We start from the raw sequence: 23,363 nt of genomic DNA on the forward strand, positions 1-23,363 counted from the left end.
AAACCTTCCCGCCCTTTTCGCGTGGAAAGCTTCTCTTTGCAGGGTCGAGATTTTTTCACCTGTTCACACTGGTCGATCCGCGCTTCCTTCCCCATATGACAAGCCAATCCCCCGTGAAGGGATTCGTGAAATACAGGAGAAAGTCATGGCCTTCACTCTGCCCGAACTGCCCTATGCCAAGGATGCCTTTGGTACGGTCATCTCGCCCGAAACCTTCGACTATCACCATGGCAAGCATCACAACGCCTATGTGACCCAGGCCAATGACCAGCTGGCCGCCGCCGGTCTGGAAGGCAAGAGCCTGCTGGAAGTGATCGCTGCCGCCAAGGCTGCCGGCAACAAGAAGCTGTTCAACGCTTCGGCCCAGATCTGGAACCACACTTTCTACTGGCTGGGCCTGTCGCCCGTGGCCAGCGAGCCCACCGGCGAACTGCTGGCCAAGATCAACGAAGATCTGGGCGGCGTGGATGCGTTCAAGGCCGCGATCAAGGCTGAAAGCGCTGGCCATTTCGCCAGCGGCTGGGGCTGGCTGGTGCTGGAAGACGGCAAGCTGAAGGTGACGTCTTACCACGACGCCGACACCCCCGTGGCCTATGAAGGCGTGAAGCCGCTGTTCACGCTCGACGTCTGGGAACACGCCTATTACGTCGATTATCGCAATGCGCGCCCCAACTATCTGGACGCGCTGCTGAACCACATCAACTGGGATTTCGTCGCCGCCAACCTCGACGGCGAAGGCGCCTCGCGCGCGGATCAGCAGAGCTAATTCTGCTGGCTGAGATGGCCTAAAGAAAAGGCGCTGGTGTTGATCCACCAGCGCCTTTTTCTTATTCGGCCTCTTCCTCTTTGCCCAAGCCATGTTTGAGTAACATCGGCATATTGGCAAAAGTGAAGATGAAGCTTAGCGGCATGAACAGATAGAGCTTCAGCGCCAGCCATGTGTCGAAATTGTGGTTCGCCTGATTATAGAGGTAACGCGCGCCCTCGTTCATCGCGGCCAGCACTAGAAAGAACCAGCCCCAATTGCGCGACAGCTTGCGCCAGCCTTCATCCGACAGGCCTGCAAAAGCATCCTCCAGCAGGATTTTGAGCAGGGCATGGCCGCGCATAAGGCCGATCAGCAGAGCAAGGCCACTGGCGAGATAGATCGCCGTCGGCTTGATCTGCACCCATGTCGCATCATGGAGCAGCACGGTCAGCCCGCCGAAAAACACCACCAGCCCGCTCGACAGCCACAGCATCGGTGCAATCCGCCCCAAGCGCCATTTCGACACCACCAGCGCGATTAAAGTCGCCACCATGAACACCATCGTGCTCTTGGTCACCGCCACCACATCGCCCACGCCCTCGCTGCCCGGGGCGGGGCGCCAAGCGCGATAGGCGAGGAAAAAGGCCAGCATCGGCCCGTAATCGATCAGCAGGCTGAGGGCGCCCGACTTCTTCTTTTTGGTCATGCGGCCACACCTGCAATCACACGCGCCACCAGATCGGGGTCAAACGGGCGCAGGTCGTCAATACGCTCGCCCACGCCGATGGCATGGATCGGCAGGCCATATTGCTCTGCCGCCGCGACGAGCACGCCGCCGCGCGCGGTGCCGTCCAGCTTGGTCATGACAAGGCCGGTCACGCCCGCCACTTCCTTGAAAATCTCGATCTGCGACAGGGCGTTCTGGCCATTGGTGGCGTCCAGCACCAGCACCACATCATGCGGTGCGGCAGGGTTCAACCGGCCCAGCACGCGGCGGATCTTGGCCAGCTCGTCCATCAACTCGCGCTTATTGTGCAGTCGGCCCGCCGTGTCGACGATCAGCGCATCGGTGCCCTTGTCGGTCGCGGCCTTGACCGCGTCAAACACCACGCTGGCCGGATCGCCGCCTTCAGGCCCGCGCACGATCGGCACGCCCAAACGGTCGGCCCAGACCGCCAATTGCCCGATAGCCGCCGCGCGGAATGTATCGCCCGCCGCCAGCATCACCGCATAATCCTGCTCCTGATAGAGATGGGCCAGCTTGGCGATGGTGGTGGTTTTGCCGCTGCCATTCACGCCGATTACCAGCACCACATGCGGGCGGGGGAAGGCGGTGATGTCCAAAGGCTTGGCCACGGGGCGCAGGATGGCGGCAATTTCCTCGGCCACGGCGGCGCGGATGGCGGCCTCGTCGGCGCCTTTTTCAAACTTGGTCTCGGCCAGACGCGCACGGATGCGGGCAGCGGCGCGCGGGCCAAGGTCCGACAGGATCAGCGCATCTTCCAGATCGTCGAGCTGGTCTTCGCTCAGGCGTCCACCGCCGATCAATCCGCTCAGATTGCCCGTCAAACGCTCGGTGGTTTTGGCAAAGCCGCCCAGCAAGCGGTCGGACCAACTATCGGCACTCATGCCAGCATTCCTTCGTTAAGCACTGTCGGGATTATGGTGATGATCTGGCCGCGCTCTGTGCCTTGCGGCAGGCGGATGCCAGCGAAATTTTCGGCGTGGCCCGTGCCATCGCGCTCGGCCAACACGCGTTGGGGCTGGCCGATCAGGCTGGAGAGCCAGGCGTGACGTTCCCGCGCTACTGCTTCACGCAGGGATGCGGCGCGGGCCAGCACCGTGGCGCGGTCAACTTGTGGCATACGCGCGGCGGGCGTGCCGGGGCGGGGGGAATAGGGGAAGATATGGCCATGCACGATGCCCAGTTCGGCAATGATCGACAGATTGGCCGCGTGGGCTTCCTCATCTTCGGTGGGGAAACCGGCGATAATATCCGCGCCAATCGCCAGATCGGGGCGGCGGCTTTTCAGGCCAGCCACCAAAGCGATGGCATCGGCGCGGCTATGGCGGCGCTTCATGCGTTTGAGGATCAGATCATGCCCATGCTGGAGCGACAGGTGCAGATGCGGCATCAGCCGCGCCTCGCTGGCCATCAATTCGATCAGCAGCGGGTCCATTTCCACCCCGTCGACCGAGGACAGGCGCAGGCGCGACAATTCGGGCACATCGCGCAGGATCGCCTCGACCAGCACGCCAAGGCCCAGCCCCAAATCCTGCCCCCAGGATGTCAGGTCCACGCCGGTCAGCACCACTTCGCCCACGCCCGCCTCTACATGGGCGCGCACTTGGCTCACCACTTGCGCGATGGGGGTGGAGCGGCTGGGCCCGCGCCCCTGCGGAATGATGCAGAAGGTGCAGGCATGGTCACACCCGTTCTGCACCGCCACAAAGGCGCGCGTATGTTCCGCCGAGCGCGCGGCCAGTACGGGCACTTGCGCCACATTCCACGAGCGAGCATCCAGCTTGGCCGCATTGGCGATTAAGCCATCCACCTCGGGCATGGCGGCAATTGCCTCGCGTTCGATCTCTGCCGCGCAGCCGGTGACCAGCAGGCGCGCGGAAGGGTTGGCGCGGCGGGCGCGGCGGATGGCTTGGCGGGTCTGGCGCAGGGCCTCGGCCGTCACCGCGCAGGAGTTGATGACCACCAACCCTTCCTCACGCGCCAGCATCGCCTGCATCTGCTCGCTTTCCGCCAGATTCATCCGGCAGCCAAGGGAGACGACTTCTACACTCATCGATAATTGGCAAGCTCGAAGCTGCCGCGGAAGCTCTCGGTGGCAGGGCCGGTCATGGTGATGCGATTATCCGCGCCCCATTGAATGCGCAATGTACCGCCGGGCAGGGTGACGCGCACATCGCGGTCCACCAACCCGCGCCGCATAGCGCCTACCGCCGTAGCGCAAGCGCCCGTGCCGCAAGCCAAAGTCAGCCCCGCCCCGCGTTCCCACACGCGCAGGCGGATGGCGCTGCGCGACTCCACAGTGGCCACGTTGACGTTCACCCTTTCGGGGAACAGCGGATCATGCTCGATAATCGGGCCAAGTCGGTCCATCGGCACGGCATGGCAATCGGGCGTAAAAAAGATGACATGCGGATTGCCGACATTGACGGCAGTGGGCCCGTCCAGCTCTTCCCAGCCCACCGGCATGGTCAACGTGTCCATCGCATAGGCCAGCGGAATCGCGTCCCAGTCAAAGCGTGGCTCGCCCATATCGACGCTGATGCCGGCATCGGTCGGCGTGGCATGCAGGATACCGCCCAAAGTCTCGATCCGCGCGGGCTGCCCATGCAGCAGGCCAATCGCACGACTGGCATTGCCGCAAGCGCCGCTTTCGCTGCCATCGGCGTTGAAAAAGCGCGCCTTGAAATCGGCCACGCTGGAAGGCTCCAGCACGACCAGTTGGTCGCAACCAATGCCCAGATGGCGGTGGGCGAGGGCGCTGGCCAAGGCGGCATCCATGGGCGGCAGGGGCGATACACGCCCGTCCAGCACCACGAAGTCATTACCCAGCCCGTGCATCTTGACGAAAGGAACTTGCATGGGCTGCGCTCTATGCCGCTTGGGGCCGCAGGTCCACCCCTGAAGTGCGCGAATCAGGCGCTGTGGCGCAGGGGGGCTGGTTCTTCGGCCTGCTCCGGCGCGTCGATCAACAGGCCGCGTTCGGCCAGCAACGCATGGGTGGTGGTGGCGTTTTGCGGGCGGCCATAGAGATAGCCCTGACCTTTGAAATCACCCATCCCGCGCAGGCTGTCGAGCATGGCGGGGGTTTCGATTCCCTCGGCAATCACCGGCAGGCCAAGCCCGCGCCCCAGTAGGGCGATGGCTTCGACAATTACGCGGCAATTGGCATCCTCGCCCATGGCCATCACGAAGCTGCGGTCGATCTTGATCCGGTCAAACGGCAGGCGGCGCAATTGGCCCAGCGAGGAATAGCCGGTGCCGAAATCATCCAGCGTGACCTTGATGCCCTGATTGCGCAAAGATGTCACCAAGGCATGGGCCATGGCAATATTCTGGTGCAGCCCGCTTTCGGTGATTTCCACTTCCAGGCGCTGCGGCGGGAAATTGGCGGCCACCAGCATTTTCAGCAGCTTTTGCGCAAACCACGGGTCACGCATCTGCACCGGCGAAATATTGACCGAGAGCGTCAGATGCGGCGCCCAGCTGGCGGCATGGCGCAGGGCCTTGGCGATCAATTGTTCGGACAGGCGATCGATCAGGCCGGTTTCTTCGGCGATGGCGATGAAGATGTCGGGCGGCACTTGGCCGAATTGCGAGGAATGCCAACGGGCCAGCATTTCAAAGCCACGGATCTCGCCGCTGTCCAGATCGACCTGCTGTTCGTAATAGGGTTCCAGCGCGTCCTTGGCCACGGCATCACGCAGGGCCATTTCCATTTCGCAGCGATAGCGAAGTTCGGCCTCCAAGGCGTTGTAAAACCATTGGACGGGAGCGTTGCCAGCTTTCTTGGCCTGCATATGGGCAATATCGGCGCGGTGCAGCAGCATGGCCGCGTCAGGCAGGCGCGCGGGATCGTTGCAGTCATCGCTGCGGGCAATGCCAAAGGCCAGCGCCAGTTCCTGCGCGCCAAGGCTGGCCATCGTGGGGGTACGCATGCCGGAGGTGATCTGGTCGATGATGCGCTCAATCGCTTGCGGCTGTTGCGGCGCAAAGGGCACGACCAGAGCAAATTCATCGCCCCCCAGTCGCGCCAGCAAGCCATCGGCGGGCAGGGCGGCGCGGATTTGGCGCGTCAATTCCACCAGAACGGCATCGCCGCGCTCGATGCCATGGGCGTCGTTGAAATGTTTGAACTTGGCAATGTCCAGTACCAGATAGGCCACCGCCAGCCCCTGTGCGCGGGCCTGCGCCAGCAAGGCATCGGCATGGGGCGCAATCGCATGGCGCGACAGGCAACCGGTCAGCGCGTCACGCTGGCTCTGGCTTTGCGCGCGGGCCTCGGCTTCCTGCCCCTGACGCAAGGCGCGGCGCAGCGAGGCATAATGCCGCCAGCCCAGCAGCAGCAAACCGACCAACAGAACACAACCCGCCGTCACGGCCACCAACGGGGCCAGTTTCCCCTGCCACGCCAGAAAGGCATCCATCACCAGCAAACCCGCAAAGACCAGCGCCATCAGCGCGCTGGCCATGGACATGCCCAAGGCTCGCTTGGCATGGGGGTTGGTGGATATGTCATCGGCAGTCGGCATAGATAGGGTCCCTCTTCTGCCTGCTTAGGAAGAGGTGTCTAAATTTTGGTTAACGATAGGGTAAAATGACGGAAGTTTTGGTTCCCATCTTTAAGGGAAATGCCGGATTTTTGCCGGAAATATCTGGATGCTATGGTTAATTTTGCCATCCTCCGCCAAGGGCCAGAAACAGGTTTATCTGGTCCTGCGCCAGATTTTCCCGCGCAGATTGCTCGGCAGAGCGGGCCATTAACGCATTTTGCTGCTCGCCCAGATCGGCCAGCAGGGGGGCTTTACCTGCACGGCGCAGCGTCACCGTCTCCTGCAAGGACAGATCCGCCGCCGCCATGGCTCGTTGCAAAGCGGCGTGGCGTTCATGGTCCTGCGCATAGGTGGACAGCGCGGTTTCCGTCTCGCGCAGGGCAGCCAGCACCACCCCGTCGAAACGGGCCAACGCCACATCGGCCCCTGCGCGCGCCACTTGCACCTTGGCGCGGGCGCCGCCCGAAGGGATGTTCCACCGGATCAGCGAGCCAAGGCTCCACATATTGGCCACGCCTTGCCCCAAATCCTGCAACAGGCCGATCGAGCCGCCCGACAGGCCCAGCCCGATTTGCGGATAGAGGTCAGCCGTGGCCACGCCAATGCGCGCCGTGGCGGCGGCCAACTGCCTTTCGGCGGCGCGAATATCGGGGCGGCGGCGGAGCAGCGCCGCACCATCGCCGGTGGGCAAGGCTTGGCGTAATTGCGGAATGGCGTGGCATGTCTCTGCCTCACGCGGGTAATCGGCGGGCGCACGGCCCAGCAGATAGGCCAGTTGGTAAAGCGCGGCGCGGGATCGCGCCTGTTGCGGTGCCAATGCGGCCTGCGCCTGCGCCAGTCGCAGTTCCATGCGCGTGACATCGCCCTGTGGCAAACGACCGGCCTGCGCCAGACGCCGCACCGCGCTCAAGGCTTCCTCTTGCCGCGCCACCTGTTGCTGCAACAGGCCCTGCGCTTCGGAGGCGGAACATTGCGCCACATAGGCCCGCGCCACTTGGGCGGCGACCGTCACGCCCACCGCGCCCAAAGTCGCCTCGCTCGCTTCCTCGTCCGCCTTGGCGGCCTCGACGCTGCGGCGGATGCGGCCGAACAGGTCGACTTGATAGGACATGGTCGCACTGGCGCTGCCCAGATTGAACACGGGAAGCGTTTCATCCTTCAGATAGGATTCGGCCGAAAGCCGCGCCCTTTGCACACCAAGGCTGGCGCCAAATTCCACTTCCTTGGCCCCCTCGGCCACGGCGGTCACGCTGCCTGCCTGCGCCAGATGGGCGGCGGCGGTGCGAAGGTCGGTGTTGGCGGCTAAGGCTTGTTCTTCCAACCTATCCAGCACTGGATCGTCATAGAGATGCCACCAGCGCGCGGGCAGGGGATCGCCCGAGGTTCGCGCGCGCGCCTCCCGAAATGCGCCCTGTGCGGTGGAGGCGTTAATCGCGGCTTTGGGCGGGACATGATAATCCGGCCCCACGGCGGCGCAGCCCGCCAGCATTAGCGGCATGAACAACAGGGCAAGGCGGCGCTTCACTTTTGCCCTCCCTTGTCCAGCGTGACCGTGGCGGTGCGCCCCGCGATCAACGCGACGCCAGCGGGCGGATGGTCCAGCGCGATCCGCACCGGCACCCGCTGCGCCAGACGCACCCAGCTGAAACTGGGGTTGATGGCGGGCAAAAGATTGGGCGATCCGGTGCGGTCATGATCCTCGATCGCGCCGGCGATTGAGGTGACATGGCCATGCAGCACCTGAGCCTCGCCCATCAGGCGGATGGTGGCCTGTTGGCCGACATGGAGTTGGGGCAGCTTGGTTTCCTCAAAATAGCCCTCAACGCGCAGAGAGGCACTATCGACCAGCGCTAGCACCGGCTTGCCCGGCGCGACATAATTGCCGGGGCGCAGGCTCATGTCGGACAGTTGGCCATCAATGGGCGCGCGCACGCTGGTGCGCTCCAGATTGAGGCGGGCCAAATCGCGGGCCTGCCGCGCCAGCAACACTTGCGCCTGCGCCTCGGCCTGCGCGGCGCGGGCTTCGGCAAGGCTGGCCTGCGCGTCGGCCTGTTTGGTCTCGCTCTGCTCTGTGGTTTCGGCGGCGACCAGATTGCCAAGCCCACGGTCACGGCTGGCTTCGCGGCGGCTTTGCGCCAGATTGGCTTGCGCGCGGGTGATGGCGGCGGCGGCGCGCTGCACGCTGGCCTGTGCGCGGACCAGACTGGCCTCGGCCTCGGACAGGGCCAGTTGATAGCGGGGGCGATCAATCTCGAACAGAATATCGCCGCGATGCACTTGCTGGTCATGGCCGACCAATACCCGCGTGACCAATCCGGCCACATCGGGCGCCACTTGCACCACTTCGGCGCGCACCCGCCCGTCACGGGTCCATGGATCGGCGTCATAATGGCGCCACAGGGCAAGGCTGGCCCAACCGGCAGCCACCACCATCGTTCCGGTCAGTGCATAGCGCAAAGAGGTGGCGATTGTGGCATTCATGACAGGAGTCCTTGGAACGGATTAACAGGGGAAAGCACGATCAGCGCCCAGATCAGGATGAACAGCGCGGTATCAAACAGCACCGGATGCCAGACGAAGCGATAAAACCGCAAAGCGACCAGAAGGCGGTGGATGACCAATGCGATCAGAAAAGCCACCGTGGCGGTCAAAGGGGCATTGGCGACGGTGATGCTGCCTATGGCATATTCGGGGATCATGGGGCGATGTCCGGTGCAAAGGCGGGGGCGTGGGGGAACAGATTGCGGCGTAGCGCCACCAAAGCGGCGCGGGTGGTGGCCGGATCGCTGCCGATCAACGCGCCATGCGGACCGGTGGAGGGCGCCGCGCCATGCAGCGTCAGGCGCAGGGCGGCGTCAATGCTATCGCACAAATCATGCGGCGGTGATGCAAGGGCGGCGCTGCTATCGAAATGATCGGCGGCGGTGGCCATCATGGCGGACAGCGCCCCTGCCAAAGCAGGCTCGGCCTTGGCACGGGCCTGACCCAATGTGGCAAGGTTCATTGCCATGCGGACCTCGCGCAAGCTGGTGTCGGCCTCGACGCTGGGCGCGCCCAGACGCTGGCTGATCAACGCCAATTGATCGGTGGCGCGGGCCAGAGTGGCGGCGGGATCAACCGGCTTTTGCGCCTTGGCCAAAGTGGCCAGATCGCCGCGCAGGCTACGCATCAGGCGGCGCACCGAGGCATCGGCCCCCATTGTGCGGAAGGTCGCGGTTACGCCAGCGGCGACCAATACGCCGATGATCTGGCCAACATTGGTGTTGATGAAGCGGGCGAAATCGGCCGAAAACTGTGCCTGAATGGCCAGAGCGCTGAAAAAACCCATCAGGAAGGCGACGGCCAGCAGGCCATAGCGGGGATGGGGCATGATCATGCCCAGCACTAGCATAGGCGGCAGCAACACCAGCGAGAGTTCCACAAAGCCATCAATCTGCGGCAGGATCACGAACAGATAGAGCCCCGCCAGTGGCACTGCCCCGACAATCGCGCCGCCAAAGCCGAGGATGGCGGGCACCGGATTATCCATCGCGGCAAACAGACAGCAGAACACGCCGACCAGAGCAGCCGCTCCCGCACCATCGGGCCATCCGGTCATCACCCAGAACAAGCAGACCAGCAGCAAGGACAGGCCCGCCGCCAGACCGGACAACAGAGCCAGCCCCGGATCGCTATGCAGGCGCAAGGGAAGTCGGGTGTCGGTCAGACCTTCGGGCGCGCGATGATGCGGCTGGAGCAGGGCTTGATGCAATTGCCGCGCCTCGCCCAGCACGTGGCAGGCCTGCTCCAGCCGCACCAGATAGCTTTCGCGCAGCAAATCGCCCCAGCCTTTGCCCGAAGGCGCGGCTTCGGCCACATCGGGGATGGCTCCCATCGGCAATCCGCCATCCAGCCAAGCCGTTGCCCGGCCATTGGCCTCCTCCAGCGACAGGTCGCGGCCCAGCACTTGCCGCCGGTCCGACAGGCCGGAGAGCAAAGGCAGCAGCAGCAGGATGCGATAGAGCAGGGCCTGCACGCTGCCGGTCGCCTCGCGCCAATGGGACGTGTCATAGGGGATATGGGTGGATAGGATCATGCATTCCACCGCATCGACGGCCAGCTTGCGCCGGTCGCGATCGTGCTTGTCATTCCCCGCCATCACATCGCGCAGCCAATGTTCTGCATCGCCGAGCCATGCGTCCAGCTTGGGCGACAGTCTCTCCCCCACCGATGTGGGCCAAAACACACTATGCGCCACCGCCGCGCAGGAGATGCCGAGTACGATTTCGGTAACGCGCGCGACGGCATTGTCGAACACCGCTTCGGGATGGCCCACGCTGGGGAAGGCGATGATGGCGGCGGTATAGCCTGCCAGCATCAACACATAGGCGCGCGGGGATCGGTCCAGCAGCGAGAGCGTCAGGCACAGGCACAACCACGCCGACAGCGCCAGACTGAGCAGCGCGGGCCATTCGACCAGTGCGGGCACCGTGATCACCGCCACCGCCGCGCCCAGCAACGTGCCGAGCATGCGATAGATCGCCTTGGACCTTGTCGCGCCGGCCAAGGGGTTGCTGGTTATATAGACCGTGGTCATCGCCCAGAACGGCATGGGCAATCCCACCGCCAGACTGATGCCCAGCGCGGCCAGAGCGGCAGCGGCGTTTTTGATGGAATAGAGCGCGGGGGCGCCCAGACTATGTTTCATCACCGTGCCCATAGGCCTTGCGGCTGGCCTTTGCCTCCAAGCAGGCTGGCGGGATGGTATAAATTATTTTATGGATGTGGTTATGAGCCTCTCCCGCCTGCGCACCTTTGTAGAAGTCTATCGTCAGGGATCGATCAGCGCTGCGGCGCGCAGTCTGAACCTGACCCAGCCTGCGGTTTCGCAACATATTGCCGGGTTGGAGGAGGCGATTGGCCGCACCTTGTTCGACCGCAGCGTGCAGGGCGTGCTGCCCACGGCGGCGGCGGATGAATTGGCGATGGATCTGGGCGATTCGCTTGATGCGGCCGAAATGGCCTTGTCGGCGGCGCGGGCGCGGTCATCGGATATGGCCGGAGCTATCCAGATTATCGGCCATGCCGACTTTCTGGCCGAAGTGGTGGCGCCACAACTGGTACCCTTGCTGGAAAGCGGCATTCGCGTGCGTTTGCAGACGGGGGACCGAGAGGCGGTGGAGCATAGCCTGATTGAGGGGCGTAGTGATCTGGGTTTTTCCGCTTTTTCCATGCCCGACCGCCGATTGCGCAGCGAGTTGATCCATGAGGAACCGGTGATGGCGGTGGCGGCCCCGCAAGTGGTGGCGCGCTTGCAGGCCGCGCCCGATCTGGCGGCGGCGGTGGCGGCGGAACCGGTGCTGGCCTATAATATGGAGCGGCCATTGGTGGACGAATGGCTGCGCGCCAACGGGATGCAAAGCCGCAAAAGCGCGCCCGCCGTCAGTGGGCAGGACCTGCGCGCCCTGCGCCGATTGCTAATGGCGGGCTTTGGCTGGACGGTGCTGCCCGCCTATCTGTGCGAGGCCGAGATGGCGCGTGGGGAATTGGCGCGCATTCCCTCCACGGTCAGCAGCCTTGGCAACCCCTATTATCTGGCATGGGCACCCAGTGCCTTGCGCCAGCCACGCATCGCCCATGCGCGGCAGATGTTGATGGCGACCTTGCGGCGCAGTCTGGCGGGGCGGCGCAGTCTGGCGGGTTAGGCGTCTTCCGGATCGGTTTCGATCACGGTCACGCCATGTTGGGCGCAGGCCTCGCGCAGGGTGGCATCGCTCATGCGGTCGGTGATGAAATAGTCGATCTTGGCCAAGGGGCTGACCCGCACCGGGGCGGGCCTGCCGAATTTACCGGAATCGCAAACAAGGATCACCTTGCGCGCATTTTCGATAATGGTCTGCGTCACTTTCACTTCGTCGAGTGCGAAGTCCAATAGGCTGCCATCCTCGTCTATCGCCGAGGCGCCGATCAGGGCGTAATCCACCTTAAAGGAACGGATGAACTCCATGGCCAGAGCGCCCACCACTGCGCGGTCGCTGCGGCGGACCTGGCCACCGACCGAGATCAGATTGATGCTGGCATGGTCATTGAGCAGGTCGATGACGTTGAGATTGTTCGAAATGACCACCAGATCGCGGTGCTGCGCCAATTGGCTGGCCACCGCTTCTGTGGTGGTGCCGATGTTGATGAACAGCGACGCCCCATTGGGGATCAGCGCCGCCGCCGCCGCCCCAATCGCGGCCTTGGCGCCTGTGGCCACATGGCGGCGGGTGGCATAGGCGACATTGTCCACGCCAGAGGTGACAATCGCCCCGCCATGCACGCGCGACAGCATCGACTGGCTGCACAGGATCTTCAGATCCTTGCGGATGGTCTGGGGCGTAACGCCAAGCCGCTCGGCCAGATCGTCCACCTCCACGCTGCCCGCCTCGCGCGCGATGGTCAGGATGGCGCGATGGCGCTGGGCAATGGCGGCAGCGGGAACCGCTTCGCTGACGGGATCGGACAGAAGCGGTTCGTCTTGCATGCTGGACCTTTATCTCTCAGGCTTGGGCCTTAGCAAGCTAGTCCGCGCGGTTCAAACGCTGCGCCATATAGGCGTTGATGGCGGCTTCCGCATCCTTGGGCAGATGCAGGCCCAGCTTGCTGCGGCGGTAGAGCACATCCTGCGCGGCGCTCGCCCATTCCTGATCCATCAGATAGTCGATCTCGCGGGCATAGAGATTGCCGCCGAAACATTCCCCCAGATCCTGCATCGACTGCGCATCGCCCAGTAAGCGCTCCGTACGCGTGCCATAGGCGCGGGCCAGACGGTTGAGTAATTTGCCATCCAGCGAGGGATAAAGCCTGCGCAGACCTGCCACATAGGCGGCAAAGTCACCCGAAGGCATATCCCCACCGGGCAGGGTGGCCCCTGCGGTCCATGGCCTATCGCTGCCCGCAAAGAAGGGGGCCAGCTTGCCCAGCGCATGTTCGGCCAGCTTGCGATAGGTGGTGATCTTGCCCCCAAACACGCTGAGCAGGGGGGCGCGGCTTTCATCACCATCCAGATCCAGCACATAATCGCGCGTCACCGCCGAAGCGCTGGTGGCATGGTCATCATACAGCGGGCGAATGCCGGAATAGGTCCAGACAATGTCGGACTGGGCCACCGGCTTTTCGAAATAACGTGCCACCGTGGCCAGCAGATAATCGATCTCGCCCTGATCGATCTCTGCGCGGGCAGGGGCGCCTTGCCATGCCTCGTCGGTGGTGCCCACCAGCGTGAATTCGCCTTCATAGGGGATGGCAAAGACAACGCGCTTGTCGGGGTTTTGCAGCAGGAAGGAGTGCTGGCCTTCAAACAGGCGGGGCACAACAATATGGCTGCCCTTGATCAGGCGCACGCCGCGATCCTGTTTGGCCTGCGAAACGCGGCCCAGCACATCGGCGACCCAAGGTCCGGCGGCATTGACCAAAGCCTTGGCGCGGATGGTCCGCGTGCCATCGCAGTCCTCTATCGTGGCCAGCCAGCCATCGCCATCACGCATGGCGGACACAAGGCGCGTGTGGGTCATGATCTTTGCCCCGCGCTCGGCAGCGTCGCGGGCGTTCAGGACAACTAGGCGGCTGTCTTCCACCCAGCAGTCGGAATAGACAAAGGCCTTGGGCTTACCCTTGCGCAGGCCGTTGCCCACCGCATCGCGGTCGAGCCTAACGCTGCGCGTGGCGGGCAGAACCTTGCGGCCGCCCAGATGGTCATAGAGGAACAGGCCAAGCCGCACCATCCATGCAGGGCGCGGCGAATTGGTCTGGGGTAGCACGAATTCCAGCGGCCAGATGATATGGGGCGCCATGGAGAGTAGGCGCTCCCGCTCGATCAGCGCCTCGCGAACCAAACGAAATTCGCCATATTCCAGATAGCGCAGGCCGCCATGGATCAGCTTGGTCGAGGCCGAAGACGTATGGCTGGCCAGATCCTCTGCCTCGACCAGCGCCACCGACAGGCCGCGCCCAACGGCATCGCGCGCAATGCCGGTGCCATTGATGCCGCCGCCAATGACCAGCAGGTCAAACCCTGTTTCGTTTGCCAGAGAATCATGCGCCATGGGGTTTCGCTATCCTTTCGGCCTTTGCGCGCTTCGTTGCGAATCTGCATGCCAAGTTTCGAATGAAAGTTCAAACGAAACTATTGACGTTCACATGCGCGTGAACGAAAGTGCATTTCAGGAAAGCGACAGGCGCGGCGCGAAAGTGTAAGCGTGGCTATGAAGTGAGAGAGGGGAGAGAATTTTGTCCGCATCCCGATATGTTCTGGCGATTGATCAGGGCACCACGTCCACGCGCTCGATCCTGTTTGATGACAGCGCCACGCCTGTGGTCAGCGCGCAAAAGGAATTCCCGCAATATTACCCGCAACCAGGCTGGGTGGAGCAGGATCCGGAGGATATCTGGCGCGATGCTTTGGATACGGCGCGGCAGGTCTTGGCGCAGAGTGGGGTGGATGCGGGCCAAGTGGCGGGCATCGGCATTGCCAACCAGCGCGAAACCGTGGTCCTTTGGGATCGCGCCAGCGGCGAGCCGGTGTATAAGGCTATCGTCTGGCAGGACCGCCGCACGGCCAGCCTTTGCGCCAACCTGAAGGCGGCTGGCCATGAGGCGGCGGTGCGGGCGAAAACCGGCCTGCTGCTCGATCCCTATTTCTCCGCCACGAAACTGGCGTGGATATTGGATAATGTCGAAGGCGTGCGGGACAGGGCCGAAAAGGGCGAACTGGCCTTTGGCACGGTGGATTGCTTCCTGCTGTGGCGGCTGACCGGTGGCAAGTTTCACGCCACCGATGTGACCAATGCCGGTCGCACCCTGCTCTATGATATCCGCGCCCAGCGTTGGGATGAAGAGCTCTGCGCCTTGTTCAACGTGCCCATGGCTCTGCTGCCACAGGTGCATGATAACAGCTATATTTACGGCATGACCGATCCCGAACTGCTGGGCGCTTCCATTCCGGTGGCGGGCATGGCGGGGGATCAACAGGCGGCATTGTTCGGGCAGGCCTGTTTTGAGCCCAACATGGCCAAGTCCACCTATGGCACCGGCTGTTTTATGCTGCTCAACACTGGTGATCAGGCGCTGGAATCCGAACACCGCCTGTTGACCACGCCCGCCTATCGCCTGAACGGTCAGATGACCTATGCGCTGGAAGGCTCAATCTTCATTGCGGGCGCGGCAATCAAATGGTTGCGCGATGGTATTGGCGTGATCACCCATGCGCGTGAAACCAACGATATGGCCACGCAAGTGTCCGACAGTCACGGCGTCTATATGGTGCCCGCCTTTGTCGGCCTTGGCGCGCCGCATTGGGACCCTGATGCGCGCGGCGCGATCTTTGGTCTGACTTTGGGCACGACTCAGGCCCATCTGGCCCGCGCCGCGCTGGAGGCTGTGGGCTATCAGACGCTGGACTTGATCGACGCCATGGTGGCCGATGGCAGCAAGACGCCCGCCACCCTGCGCGTGGATGGGGGCATGACCGCCAATGACTGGCTGTGCCAGTTCCTTGCCGATCTGCTGCAAACCGTGGTGGAAAGGCCGCGCCATCTGGAAACTACCGCATTGGGGGTTGCCTTCCATGCAGGGTTGGCGACAGGCGTTTGGCCTGATCTGGCCGCTCTGGCGCGTACATGGCAGCCGCGGGATAGTTTTGCCCCGCGCATGGATGGTGAACATCGCGCCCAATTGATCGCCGGATGGCAGGAGGCTTTGGCCAAGACTTTGTCGGCGAAGTAAAGGTATGGGGGGGGAGCGGAAGGCTTCCTTACCCCTTTTCCGCATCGGTCGCGCGTCATTTGCGCGCAACAAAAAAGCCGACCCGAAGGCCGGCTTTGCTGCATCCCCTTAGCAAACCAAGAGGAAAATGGTCGGGGAAAGAGGATTCGAACCTCCGGCCCCTGCCTCCCGAAGACAGTGCTCTACCAGGCTGAGCTATTCCCCGACCGGAGCGATGCTGAAACAGCACCGCAGGGCAGGAGCGCGCCTATAAGGGGGGTTTTCCATGCTGGCAAGCGTCCTTTGCAAAAAAATGAAGAAGGCTTGTCATCAAAGGTTTGAACCCTCGTAAAACCGGCGTTTTACCCCTATGCCGCCATGCCGAAATAGGAACTGTGCCCACCCATGCCGGTTTGCGATTTGCCATCAAACCGGCTGACCAGATCGATCAGCGCCGTTGTTTCGTTTGCAAGGGCGCGAAGGGCGGCGTTGCTTTCCTCCACCATGGCGGCGTTTTGCTGCGTGGACGAATCGAGCGAGGAGAAGGTTTCGTTCACCCGCGCCAGATCCTTGGCATTGTCCACCGCCGCGCGGGCGATGCCATCCACGGCCATGCTGATTTCCATCACCTGCGTGATAATGCCCTGCAAGGCTTCACCGGTGTGCTGCACCTCGGTCACGCCTTCGCTGACATGGGTGGTCGATGTGTCGATCAACGCTTTGATGCCATTGGCCGCGTCCGCGCTGCGTTGCGCCAGCGCGCGGACCTCGTTGGCCACCACGGCAAAGCCCTTGCCCGAATCGCCTGCACGGGCCGCTTCCACGCCTGCATTGAGCGCCAGAAGATTGGTCTGGAACGCGATGCCGTCGATCAGTGTGATGATCTGGCGGATTTCGGCGGCGGATTTTTCCACCTGCTCCATGGTGTTCATGGCGCGGCGGGCGACTTCCTGCCCTTCCTCCGCTGCCTTTTGCGCCACGGTCAGCGCCTCGTTGACGGAGGAGGCATGTTGCGCGGTCGTATGGGCGGCGGCAACCAGGCGGTTCATGGCGCTGGAGGCCTGTTCCACATTGGAGGCCTGCTGTTCGGTGCGGCGGGCTAGATCATCGCTGGCGCTGCGCATTTCAGACGAACCGGCCTGAATATGGCGCGAGGCCTGCGAGACATTGCCCACCATTTCGGAAAGGTCCTGCGCGCTCTGGTTGAAATTGTTGCGCAGGTCTTCGAAATGGTCGGGGAAGGGGTTGTCGATGCGATAGGCCAGATTGCCCTTGGCCAGCGCATGCAGGCCCGCGCCGATTTGCTGCACCACCTCGGACTGGATCGCCTCGGTCCGGTCACGTTCCAGATCGGCCAGTTTTGCCGCCCGTTCCTTCTCGATCTGGGCATAGCTTTGTGCCAGCATCAGGCCTTCAAGCCGCTTGGCAAGCACTACCAGTACGGCGGTTTCCACCACCACCACCACCGCGTGCAGGATCACGCGCTGCAAATCGCCGCCTCCGTTGAACACCAGCGAAGGCGCGGCAAAATTAAGCACCAGATGATGCACCGCCGTAACGCCAGCGGCCGCCAGCACCGGCCGCCAATCCACCAGCACCGGCAAAAGCGCGATGATGGCAAAGAACACCATATGCAGGTCGATCAACCATGCGCTGCCGCTCCATTGATAGAGCAGGATCGCCGGATAGAGCGGCAGCGTGGCGCCCAGTACAATACGCGACATCACATCGTCGCGCCCCTGCATCACCATCAGGCTGGGCAGGGCGCCCACAGCCAAGGCCAGCACCAGCGGCACAAAGCCGCTGCCGGCAAAGAAGCAGCCCAGCGCAATGATGGCAGCGCTGATCCAGCATACAAACATCAGCGCTTTGGCGCCTTGTTGTCGCAGCCGCTCGATATCTTCCATTTAACGGTCCTTCATGGGGTGGTTTGAGGTGGTTGTTGTGCCATCGGTGCGGGGGACACTTCTGATGATTGGCCTGACGGGTTTGAATTCATGGTGCAAAGCAGGTCGGGTGCGGCCAAGGGCAGGATCCCTTGCCGCAACGCATCCAGCGCCGAGGTCGATCCTGCACCCTGCACCACAATGCTGCCCGGCAGTCGCCCTGCGCCCAGCAAGGCTTCTCCACGCGTATGGGCAAAGGAAAGTGCTTCCTGTCGGTCCAGCGCGACCAGCAGCAGGGGCTGGCCTGCCCTTGGCCACAGGGTGCAAACGGCCAGAACGATGGCCAGCACACTCCCTTGCGCCAAAGCGAGGCGCTTGGAGCCCGTGGCGGGCAGGGCAGAGGCTGATGGTATAGGCATATTGGCGACCTGTTTTGGTGCCTTGGTATAGGCCCTTTGCTCTTGGGATTTCCCTTGGGGGCACCTAGGGGGCAATGCGTGGGTAACGGGGCCAATTCGCTTACCGTGATGGTTTGAATGCTTGGCAGCGGGGCGGGCAAGCGGCTAGGGTCGGGCCATGACTGAAGCTTTTAGCGATGCCCGCCCCGCCAGCTCCGACCATTGGGAGCAGCAATATCTCAACCTGATGCGCCGCATCCGCGATGAAGGCGATTTTCGCGGCGACCGGACTGGCGTTGGCACCAGCTCGATCTTCGGGGCCACCATCCGTTGCGATCTGTCGGATGGGCAGATGCCCTTGGTGACCACCAAGCGCGTTTACTGGAAAACCGCCACGCGCGAATTCCTGTGGTTCCTGACCGGTGACACAAATATCCGAAAACTGTGCGAGCAGGGCGTGGAGATCTGGACCGACTGGCCGCTGGACCGCTATCGCCGCGAGACGGGCGAGGAGATCAGCCGCAAGGATTTTTCCGCGCGGATCGTTGCGGACGATGAATTTGCAGCGCGCTGGGGCGATCTGGGGCCGGTCTATGGCAAGCAATGGGTCAATTGGCCGGTTTATGAGCCTGCAGGTGATGGGCTGTTCCGTCAGCGGCCGCAGGGCATCAATCAGGTGGCCGAAGTGGTGCATAGCCTGAAAAACAATCCGGGCAGCCGCCGCCATATTGTCGAAGGCTGGAATGTGGCCGAACTGGACCGGATGGCTCTGCCGCCCTGTCACAAGACCTATCAGTTCCATGTGGCGGATGGGAAACTGTCAGGCTTGCTCTATCAACGCAGCGCCGATCTGGTGCTGGGCGTGCCGTTCAACCTGTGGGGCGCGGCTTTGTTCATCCGCCTGTTGGCCCAGCAATGCGATCTGGAGCCGGGGGAGCTGGTCTGGATGGGGGGCGATGTTCACCTCTATTCCAACCACGCAGAAGTGGTGGAGCAGCAATTGCAGCGCGTACCGCAGGGGGCGCCAAGGCTGGAGATTGCTCGACGTCCTGAAACGATCTTTGATTATGCAATCGAGGACTTTGTCGTGCATGATTACGCCCCGCAAGGCGCGCTAACGGCGCCGGTGGCGGTGTAAGGCAGGTCTGAACGACTGATTTCCCACCTGATTTCCAAAGTGATTCGGGCGGGGCAGGGATAATAGCCTCCTTCGCCCCGCTCAAAAACCAGCAAAATGGGGCTTTGGAAAAAACCTTCAAAAAGTTCGTTGACAGCCCCCCGAACCTGACCTAGAGGCGCGTCACCCCAAGGGGCGCTGCCCTGAAGGAAACGAGAAGTGAGCGGGTGTAGCTCAGTTGGTTAGAGTATCGGCCTGTCACGCCGAGGGTCGCGGGTTCGAGCCCCGTCACTCGCGCCATCTTGGGGAATTTTCCTTGCTTATAAGGAAAGCAACAAGCCCGCTTCGTGCGGGCTTTTTTGCGTCTGGCGTGGACGCATTAGCGCGATCATCAACCGGCGCGGGTTTTTAACCCCAGCGGCCGGTTTCCATCCAGATCAGAAAACGGCGCAAGGGCAGCAGCCACACCACGCCCAGCGCGATATAGGCCAGCGTCTGCACCGCCACCGGCCATCCGGCCATGAAAGGCGCCAGATAACGCGCCACCGCCCCTGCATAGACCAGCAGGCCCAGCAGCAGCGCCAGCACGCCAAAGGGAATGCGCCATGTGGGCTGTTTGCGCATTATAGCTCTCCGTACAGGCGGGATGGGGTGATGATGGCCCGCAGCGGCACATCATGGGCTTCACAGGGCAGGCTTTCGACCATCTGGCAATCCCACGCCATGCCTAGCGCGGTGACGCCCGCATTGGCGGCCAGCCAGCGGTCATAATGCCCGCCGCCCTGGCCCAGCCTTTGGCCTTCTGCGGTAAAACCTACCAAGGGCACGAACACCAGATCGGGATCGGCAAAGGGCGCATCCGGCGCGGGCTGTGGCGCACCATAGGGGCCGGTCACCAGTTCCTCGTCATCATAGGGATTGCGCCAGAGTTTGAACTGCATCGGCGCACCCTTTTCGGCAAACCATGGCAAGGCGACCTGTCGGCCGTTCTCGCTGAACCATTTGGCATAGGATCGCGTGGGCGCTTCGCCATGGATGGCGTGATAGACGGCAACCGTGGCGCCCTCGGCGGCCAGATTGGCCACCATCACCGGCGGGCGCAAAAACATCAGCGCGCGGATGGTTTGAGGCAGGCTGTCGACATGGTCCTTGCGCGCTTTGCGCAAACGCTCACGCAGCGCTTTCTTTTCATCCATCGCAGCCGCTCCGCAACATGGGTTTTGCGCAAGCACGGCGCAGGAAAAGGGTAGGGTGACGGGACCACCATGGGCCGTTTGCCGGGAAATCCTCTGACGCCTCGACGTCAGGTGGGGACCATGTACCATGAACCAGGGTTCGCGGCAGGGACAGCCCCCTAGGATTGCTTATAGCCTCAGGGATTTTCATGCGGCTCGCACCGGGCAGTTCCCGTCGCCTTCCTATGTAGGCGCTATGGGGCTTTATCTCAACCCCTGCCGGTTTTATTCAGGCCAGCACTTCCAATTGGCTGGCCAGCTTCTCGATCTTTTCCGCGACGGCATTAATCCGTTCGGCCAGCATCGGGTCCTGCGTCACCGAAACCAGCGTGGGTGCAGGCGCGGCGGCCAGAGCAGCCGATTCGCGCAATTCGTTCAATTCATCGGCCAGCAGCAATGAGGCGAACAGCAGCGAGCGCACCTCGCTTTGCGCGGTGGTGGCGGGTTGATCGACCAGCTTTTCATCGATCATCCGGCCCAGATGGATGACATGGGCCTCTTCACCCTCGGCGCAGGCCACGGCATAATCGCGCCCGCCGATCAAGAGATTGACCTTGCTCATGCTTTTTCGCTCTCGACCTTGGCGATCAACGTGTCGATCTGTTCCAGCGCCTCGCCCACAACCTCGCGCAGACGTTCGTTCTGCACCTCGATTTTCACCGTATCGGCGGCCGTTTTCAATTGCGCCATCCGCACCTTTTGCGTGGCCGCGCTCAAACGGTCCAGCGCAAGGCCAAGACGCTCCAGCGCGGTGTCGCAGTCGTTCTGGTCGGTCAAAGGTTGGATCATGCCTTGCTCGCTAGCGCAAAAAGAATGTGCATGCAAAGCATTGCCAGCGGTAATTGATGCGGATTAGGATACATCCATAGCCATTCAGCATCAGTGTAGAGGTTGACGGGGCAGGGGGCATCCGCAATGGAGCCCATGCGAATCGCAAGAGCGACAGCTTATGCATACCTATTCGGAGCCATCGAAGCTTATGAGCACTTCCGCCCCGCGCCTGCAAAGCATGGCCAACGCCATTCGGGTACTTTCCATGGATGCGGTGCAAGCCGCCAACAGCGGACATCCCGGCATGCCTATGGGCATGGCCGATGTGGCCACGGTGTTGTTCAGCAAGTTTCTGAAGTTCGATCCCGCCCAGCCGCGCTGGCCCGATCGTGACCGCTTCATCCTGTCGGCGGGCCATGGCTCGATGCTGATCTACAGCCTGCTGCATCTGACCGGCTATGAACAGCCCACGATCGAGGACATCAAGAAGTTCCGCCAGCTGCATTCGGTTTGCGCTGGTCACCCGGAAAACACCGAATTGCCCGGCGTGGAATGCACCACCGGCCCGCTGGGTCAGGGTCTGGCCATGTCGGTCGGCTTTGCGCTGGCCGAGCGTCACCTGAACGGTGTTTTCGGTGATGAGTTGGTCGACCACAAGACTTTCGTGATCGCGGGCGACGGTTGCATCATGGAAGGCATCAACCATGAAGCCATCGGCCTTGCCGGTCACCTGAAGCTGGGCCGTCTGGTTGTGCTGTGGGACGATAACCGCATCACCATCGATGGCGACACCGATCTGTCGACCAGCGAAGACGTGGCTGCGCGCTATGCCGCCACCGGTTGGCACACGGTGGCCTGCGATGGCCATGATTTTGCCGATATCGAACGCGCCATTGCCGAGGCCGTGGCCGATCCGCGCCCCTCGCTGGTGGCCTGCCGCACGATCATTGGCAAGGGCGCTCCTAACAAGCAGGGTGGCCATTCGGTGCATGGCGCGCCTTTGGGTGCTGCCGAAATCGAGGCGGCTCGTGCGGAACTGGGCTGGACCCTGCCTGCTTTCGAACTGCCCGAAGAAGTCGTGGCCGACTGGCGCGCTGCTGGCGTTCCGGGTGCCAAGGCCGCTGCCGAATGGGCGCAGCGTCTGGCCGCCGCGCCGCAGGGCGCTGAATTCAGCCGCCGCATGGCTGGCCAGCTGCCCGATCTGGCCGAGGCTGAAGCGACCTTTGCCGCTTGGTTGGAAGGCAGCCAGAAGGTTGCCACCCGCAAGGCCAGCGAATTGGCGCTGAGCGTCTTGACGCCGGTGGTGCCCGAAATGGTGGGCGGCTCGGCTGACCTTACCGGATCGAACCTGACCAAGACCAAGGCGACCACCGACCTGTCGGCGGATGATTATTCGGGCCGCTATGTGTCCTATGGCATCCGCGAATTCGGCATGGCCGCGGCCATGAACGGCATGGCGCTGCATGGCGGCATCCTGCCCTATGGCGGCACGTTCCTCGTCTTCTCGGATTACTGCCGCAATGCCATTCGTATGTCTGCTTTGCAGAAGGCGAAGGTGGTCTATGTCCTGACGCACGATTCGATTGGCCTTGGCGAGGATGGTCCGACCCATCAGCCGATCGAACATGTGATGTCGATGCGCATGATCCCGAATCTGGAAGTGTTCCGTCCGGCGGATGTGATTGAAACGGCTGAATGCTGGATGCTGGCCCTGCAGAATGAGGGCACGCCCAGCGTGCTGGCGCTGACCCGCCAGAATCTGCCGCAATTGCGCAAGTCGGGCCCGAACCTTTCGGCCAAGGGCGCCTATCGCCTGATCGCGGCCGAAGCTCCCCGCAAGGTGGTGCTGGTGGCCACGGGCAGCGAGGTGGAAATTGCCGCCGCCGTGCGTGACAAGCTGGAAGCAGCTGGCGTGGGTGCCGACGTGGTGTCGATGCCTTCGATGAGCCGCTTCTATGCACAGGATGCGGAATATGTGGCCGATGTGCTGCCCGCCAATGTGCTGCGTGTCAGTATCGAGGCTGGCACCACCTTCGGCTGGGAGCGCGTGACGGGCCTTGAAGGTCTGCGCTTTGGCATCGACTCGTTTGGCGCCTCGGCGCCGGCCGACCAGCTGTATGACTATTTCGGTCTTACCGCTGAAAAGATCGCGCCGCAGGTTCTGGCGGCAGTGACGAACAACTGAGGAGG

Annotated in this window: 22 protein-coding genes and 2 tRNA genes; 6 read left to right on the forward strand and 18 right to left on the reverse strand. The window is 62.7% G+C overall.

Going from position 1 to position 23,363, the window contains the following annotated elements; all coding sequences use genetic code 11:
- Positions 1 to 145: 145 nt before the first annotated feature.
- A complete protein-coding gene (locus tag EOE18_RS04555) occupies positions 146 to 766 on the forward strand; it encodes a superoxide dismutase (protein WP_127706711.1) in 621 nt (206 codons plus the stop codon).
- 61 nt (positions 767 to 827) lie between these two features.
- On the opposite strand, the gene EOE18_RS04560 is transcribed toward EOE18_RS04555, so the two are convergent.
- The 9 genes from EOE18_RS04560 to EOE18_RS04600 all read right to left on the reverse strand — a co-directional run bounded on the left by EOE18_RS04560 (position 828) and on the right by EOE18_RS04600 (position 10,730).
- Positions 828 to 1,454, reverse strand: coding sequence for an inner membrane-spanning protein YciB (locus tag EOE18_RS04560; protein ID WP_127706714.1), 627 nt, complete (start codon positions 1,452 to 1,454; stop codon positions 828 to 830).
- Positions 1,451 to 2,377, reverse strand: coding sequence for a signal recognition particle-docking protein FtsY (gene ftsY / locus EOE18_RS04565; protein ID WP_127706716.1), 927 nt, complete (start codon positions 2,375 to 2,377; stop codon positions 1,451 to 1,453). The genes EOE18_RS04560 and ftsY overlap by 4 nt, the downstream gene beginning before the upstream one ends.
- Complete coding sequence (gene mtaB / locus EOE18_RS04570; protein ID WP_127706718.1) at positions 2,374 to 3,546, reverse strand: tRNA (N(6)-L-threonylcarbamoyladenosine(37)-C(2))-methylthiotransferase MtaB; 1,173 nt, start codon at positions 3,544 to 3,546, stop codon at positions 2,374 to 2,376. The genes ftsY and mtaB overlap by 4 nt, the downstream gene beginning before the upstream one ends.
- Positions 3,543 to 4,352, reverse strand: coding sequence for a diaminopimelate epimerase (gene dapF, locus EOE18_RS04575; protein ID WP_127706720.1), 810 nt, complete (start codon positions 4,350 to 4,352; stop codon positions 3,543 to 3,545). The genes mtaB and dapF overlap by 4 nt, the downstream gene beginning before the upstream one ends.
- Positions 4,353 to 4,405: 53 nt before the next feature.
- Entirely contained in the window at positions 4,406 to 6,022 is a 1,617-nt protein-coding gene (locus EOE18_RS04580; protein WP_127706722.1) for a putative bifunctional diguanylate cyclase/phosphodiesterase, read from the reverse strand.
- A 136-nt stretch (positions 6,023 to 6,158) separates the two neighbouring features.
- Complete coding sequence (locus tag EOE18_RS04585; protein ID WP_246027262.1) at positions 6,159 to 7,568, reverse strand: efflux transporter outer membrane subunit; 1,410 nt, start codon at positions 7,566 to 7,568, stop codon at positions 6,159 to 6,161.
- Positions 7,565 to 8,524: an HlyD family secretion protein gene (locus EOE18_RS04590; protein ID WP_127706724.1), complete on the reverse strand. Its 960-nt coding sequence runs from the start codon at positions 8,522 to 8,524 to the stop codon at positions 7,565 to 7,567. Before EOE18_RS04590 ends, EOE18_RS04585 begins: the two co-directional genes overlap by 4 nt.
- Complete coding sequence (locus tag EOE18_RS04595; RefSeq protein ID WP_127706726.1) at positions 8,521 to 8,742, reverse strand: DUF1656 domain-containing protein; 222 nt, start codon at positions 8,740 to 8,742, stop codon at positions 8,521 to 8,523. Before EOE18_RS04595 ends, EOE18_RS04590 begins: the two co-directional genes overlap by 4 nt.
- On the reverse strand, positions 8,739 to 10,730 hold the full coding sequence (locus tag EOE18_RS04600; RefSeq protein WP_127706728.1) for an FUSC family protein: 1,992 nt from the start codon (positions 10,728 to 10,730) through the stop codon (positions 8,739 to 8,741). The genes EOE18_RS04595 and EOE18_RS04600 overlap by 4 nt, the downstream gene beginning before the upstream one ends.
- An 82-nt stretch (positions 10,731 to 10,812) precedes the next feature.
- On the opposite strand from EOE18_RS04600, the gene EOE18_RS04605 reads away from it, so the two are divergent.
- Positions 10,813 to 11,727 (forward strand): LysR family transcriptional regulator, encoded by a 915-nt coding sequence (locus EOE18_RS04605; protein ID WP_127706730.1) that lies wholly within the window; start codon positions 10,813 to 10,815, stop codon positions 11,725 to 11,727.
- Here EOE18_RS04605 and EOE18_RS04610 read toward each other — a convergent pair.
- Both EOE18_RS04610 and EOE18_RS04615 read right to left on the reverse strand, forming a co-directional pair.
- On the reverse strand, positions 11,724 to 12,548 hold the full coding sequence (locus tag EOE18_RS04610; protein ID WP_127706732.1) for a DeoR/GlpR family DNA-binding transcription regulator: 825 nt from the start codon (positions 12,546 to 12,548) through the stop codon (positions 11,724 to 11,726). The genes EOE18_RS04605 and EOE18_RS04610 overlap by 4 nt on opposite strands.
- Before the next feature lie 37 nt (positions 12,549 to 12,585).
- A complete protein-coding gene (locus EOE18_RS04615) occupies positions 12,586 to 14,109 on the reverse strand; it encodes a glycerol-3-phosphate dehydrogenase (protein ID WP_127706734.1) in 1,524 nt (507 codons plus the stop codon).
- A 184-nt stretch (positions 14,110 to 14,293) separates the two neighbouring features.
- Between EOE18_RS04615 and glpK the strand changes: the two genes are divergently transcribed.
- Positions 14,294 to 15,787 carry a glycerol kinase GlpK gene (glpK, locus tag EOE18_RS04620; protein ID WP_127706736.1) on the forward strand — a complete coding sequence of 498 codons (1,494 nt, stop codon included), beginning with the start codon at positions 14,294 to 14,296 and terminating at the stop codon, positions 15,785 to 15,787.
- Positions 15,788 to 15,915: 128 nt separating this feature from the next.
- On the opposite strand, the gene EOE18_RS04625 is transcribed toward glpK, so the two are convergent.
- From EOE18_RS04625 to EOE18_RS04635, 3 genes are all read right to left on the reverse strand, one after another.
- A tRNA-Pro gene (locus EOE18_RS04625) sits at positions 15,916 to 15,992 on the reverse strand.
- Positions 15,993 to 16,134: 142 nt separating this feature from the next.
- Complete coding sequence (locus EOE18_RS04630; protein ID WP_127706738.1) at positions 16,135 to 17,673, reverse strand: methyl-accepting chemotaxis protein; 1,539 nt, start codon at positions 17,671 to 17,673, stop codon at positions 16,135 to 16,137.
- A gap of 11 nt (positions 17,674 to 17,684) precedes the next feature.
- Complete coding sequence (locus tag EOE18_RS04635) at positions 17,685 to 18,071, reverse strand: hypothetical protein (protein WP_127706740.1); 387 nt, start codon at positions 18,069 to 18,071, stop codon at positions 17,685 to 17,687.
- A 157-nt stretch (positions 18,072 to 18,228) separates the two neighbouring features.
- On the opposite strand from EOE18_RS04635, the gene thyA reads away from it, so the two are divergent.
- Together thyA and EOE18_RS04645 are read left to right on the forward strand one after the other, a co-directional pair.
- Entirely contained in the window at positions 18,229 to 19,188 is a 960-nt protein-coding gene (thyA, locus tag EOE18_RS04640; protein WP_127706742.1) for a thymidylate synthase, read from the forward strand.
- 202 nt (positions 19,189 to 19,390) lie between these two features.
- Positions 19,391 to 19,467 (forward strand) — tRNA-Asp (locus tag EOE18_RS04645).
- A 108-nt stretch (positions 19,468 to 19,575) separates the two neighbouring features.
- On the opposite strand, the gene EOE18_RS04650 is transcribed toward EOE18_RS04645, so the two are convergent.
- From EOE18_RS04650 to EOE18_RS04665, 4 genes are all read right to left on the reverse strand, one after another.
- Complete coding sequence (locus tag EOE18_RS04650) at positions 19,576 to 19,791, reverse strand: DUF2842 domain-containing protein (protein WP_127706744.1); 216 nt, start codon at positions 19,789 to 19,791, stop codon at positions 19,576 to 19,578.
- A complete protein-coding gene (locus tag EOE18_RS04655) occupies positions 19,791 to 20,363 on the reverse strand; it encodes a 5-formyltetrahydrofolate cyclo-ligase (protein ID WP_127706746.1) in 573 nt (190 codons plus the stop codon). The genes EOE18_RS04650 and EOE18_RS04655 overlap by 1 nt, the downstream gene beginning before the upstream one ends.
- A gap of 268 nt (positions 20,364 to 20,631) precedes the next feature.
- Positions 20,632 to 20,964 (reverse strand): cell division protein ZapA, encoded by a 333-nt coding sequence (zapA, locus tag EOE18_RS04660; RefSeq protein ID WP_127706748.1) that lies wholly within the window; start codon positions 20,962 to 20,964, stop codon positions 20,632 to 20,634.
- Positions 20,961 to 21,191 carry a hypothetical protein gene (locus EOE18_RS04665; RefSeq protein ID WP_127706750.1) on the reverse strand — a complete coding sequence of 77 codons (231 nt, stop codon included), beginning with the start codon at positions 21,189 to 21,191 and terminating at the stop codon, positions 20,961 to 20,963. Before EOE18_RS04665 ends, zapA begins: the two co-directional genes overlap by 4 nt.
- 160 nt (positions 21,192 to 21,351) lie before the next feature.
- Here EOE18_RS04665 and tkt point away from each other — a divergent pair, with 160 nt between their 5' ends.
- The gene (tkt, locus tag EOE18_RS04670; RefSeq protein WP_127706752.1) at positions 21,352 to 23,358 is read left to right on the forward strand and encodes a transketolase; all 2,007 of its coding nucleotides are present in this window, start codon (positions 21,352 to 21,354) and stop codon (positions 23,356 to 23,358) included.
- Positions 23,359 to 23,363 lie beyond the last annotated feature (5 nt).

Source organism: Novosphingobium umbonatum (genome assembly GCF_004005905.1).
GTDB classification, from domain to species: domain Bacteria; phylum Pseudomonadota; class Alphaproteobacteria; order Sphingomonadales; family Sphingomonadaceae; genus Novosphingobium; species Novosphingobium umbonatum.

Excerpts from the sequence above, each read along its gene's own strand:
- EOE18_RS04555 (WP_127706711.1), top strand. The coding sequence starts at position 146 with ATGGCCTTCACTCTGCCCGAACTGCCCTATGCCAAGGATGCCTTTGGT.
- EOE18_RS04560 (WP_127706714.1), bottom strand. The coding sequence starts at position 1,454 with ATGACCAAAAAGAAGAAGTCGGGCGCCCTCAGCCTGCTGATCGATTAC.
- ftsY (WP_127706716.1), bottom strand. The coding sequence starts at position 2,377 with ATGAGTGCCGATAGTTGGTCCGACCGCTTGCTGGGCGGCTTTGCCAAA.
- mtaB (WP_127706718.1), bottom strand. The coding sequence starts at position 3,546 with ATGAGTGTAGAAGTCGTCTCCCTTGGCTGCCGGATGAATCTGGCGGAA.
- dapF (WP_127706720.1), bottom strand. The coding sequence starts at position 4,352 with ATGCAAGTTCCTTTCGTCAAGATGCACGGGCTGGGTAATGACTTCGTG.
- EOE18_RS04580 (WP_127706722.1), bottom strand. The coding sequence starts at position 6,022 with ATGCCGACTGCCGATGACATATCCACCAACCCCCATGCCAAGCGAGCC.
- EOE18_RS04590 (WP_127706724.1), bottom strand. The coding sequence starts at position 8,524 with ATGAATGCCACAATCGCCACCTCTTTGCGCTATGCACTGACCGGAACG.
- EOE18_RS04595 (WP_127706726.1), bottom strand. The coding sequence starts at position 8,742 with ATGATCCCCGAATATGCCATAGGCAGCATCACCGTCGCCAATGCCCCT.
- EOE18_RS04600 (WP_127706728.1), bottom strand. The coding sequence starts at position 10,730 with ATGAAACATAGTCTGGGCGCCCCCGCGCTCTATTCCATCAAAAACGCC.
- EOE18_RS04605 (WP_127706730.1), top strand. The coding sequence starts at position 10,813 with ATGAGCCTCTCCCGCCTGCGCACCTTTGTAGAAGTCTATCGTCAGGGA.
- EOE18_RS04610 (WP_127706732.1), bottom strand. The coding sequence starts at position 12,548 with ATGCAAGACGAACCGCTTCTGTCCGATCCCGTCAGCGAAGCGGTTCCC.
- EOE18_RS04615 (WP_127706734.1), bottom strand. The coding sequence starts at position 14,109 with ATGGCGCATGATTCTCTGGCAAACGAAACAGGGTTTGACCTGCTGGTC.
- EOE18_RS04630 (WP_127706738.1), bottom strand. The coding sequence starts at position 17,673 with ATGGAAGATATCGAGCGGCTGCGACAACAAGGCGCCAAAGCGCTGATG.
- EOE18_RS04635 (WP_127706740.1), bottom strand. The coding sequence starts at position 18,071 with ATGCCTATACCATCAGCCTCTGCCCTGCCCGCCACGGGCTCCAAGCGC.
- thyA (WP_127706742.1), top strand. The coding sequence starts at position 18,229 with ATGACTGAAGCTTTTAGCGATGCCCGCCCCGCCAGCTCCGACCATTGG.
- EOE18_RS04650 (WP_127706744.1), bottom strand. The coding sequence starts at position 19,791 with ATGCGCAAACAGCCCACATGGCGCATTCCCTTTGGCGTGCTGGCGCTG.
- EOE18_RS04655 (WP_127706746.1), bottom strand. The coding sequence starts at position 20,363 with ATGGATGAAAAGAAAGCGCTGCGTGAGCGTTTGCGCAAAGCGCGCAAG.
- zapA (WP_127706748.1), bottom strand. The coding sequence starts at position 20,964 with ATGAGCAAGGTCAATCTCTTGATCGGCGGGCGCGATTATGCCGTGGCC.
- EOE18_RS04665 (WP_127706750.1), bottom strand. The coding sequence starts at position 21,191 with ATGATCCAACCTTTGACCGACCAGAACGACTGCGACACCGCGCTGGAG.
- tkt (WP_127706752.1), top strand. The coding sequence starts at position 21,352 with ATGCATACCTATTCGGAGCCATCGAAGCTTATGAGCACTTCCGCCCCG.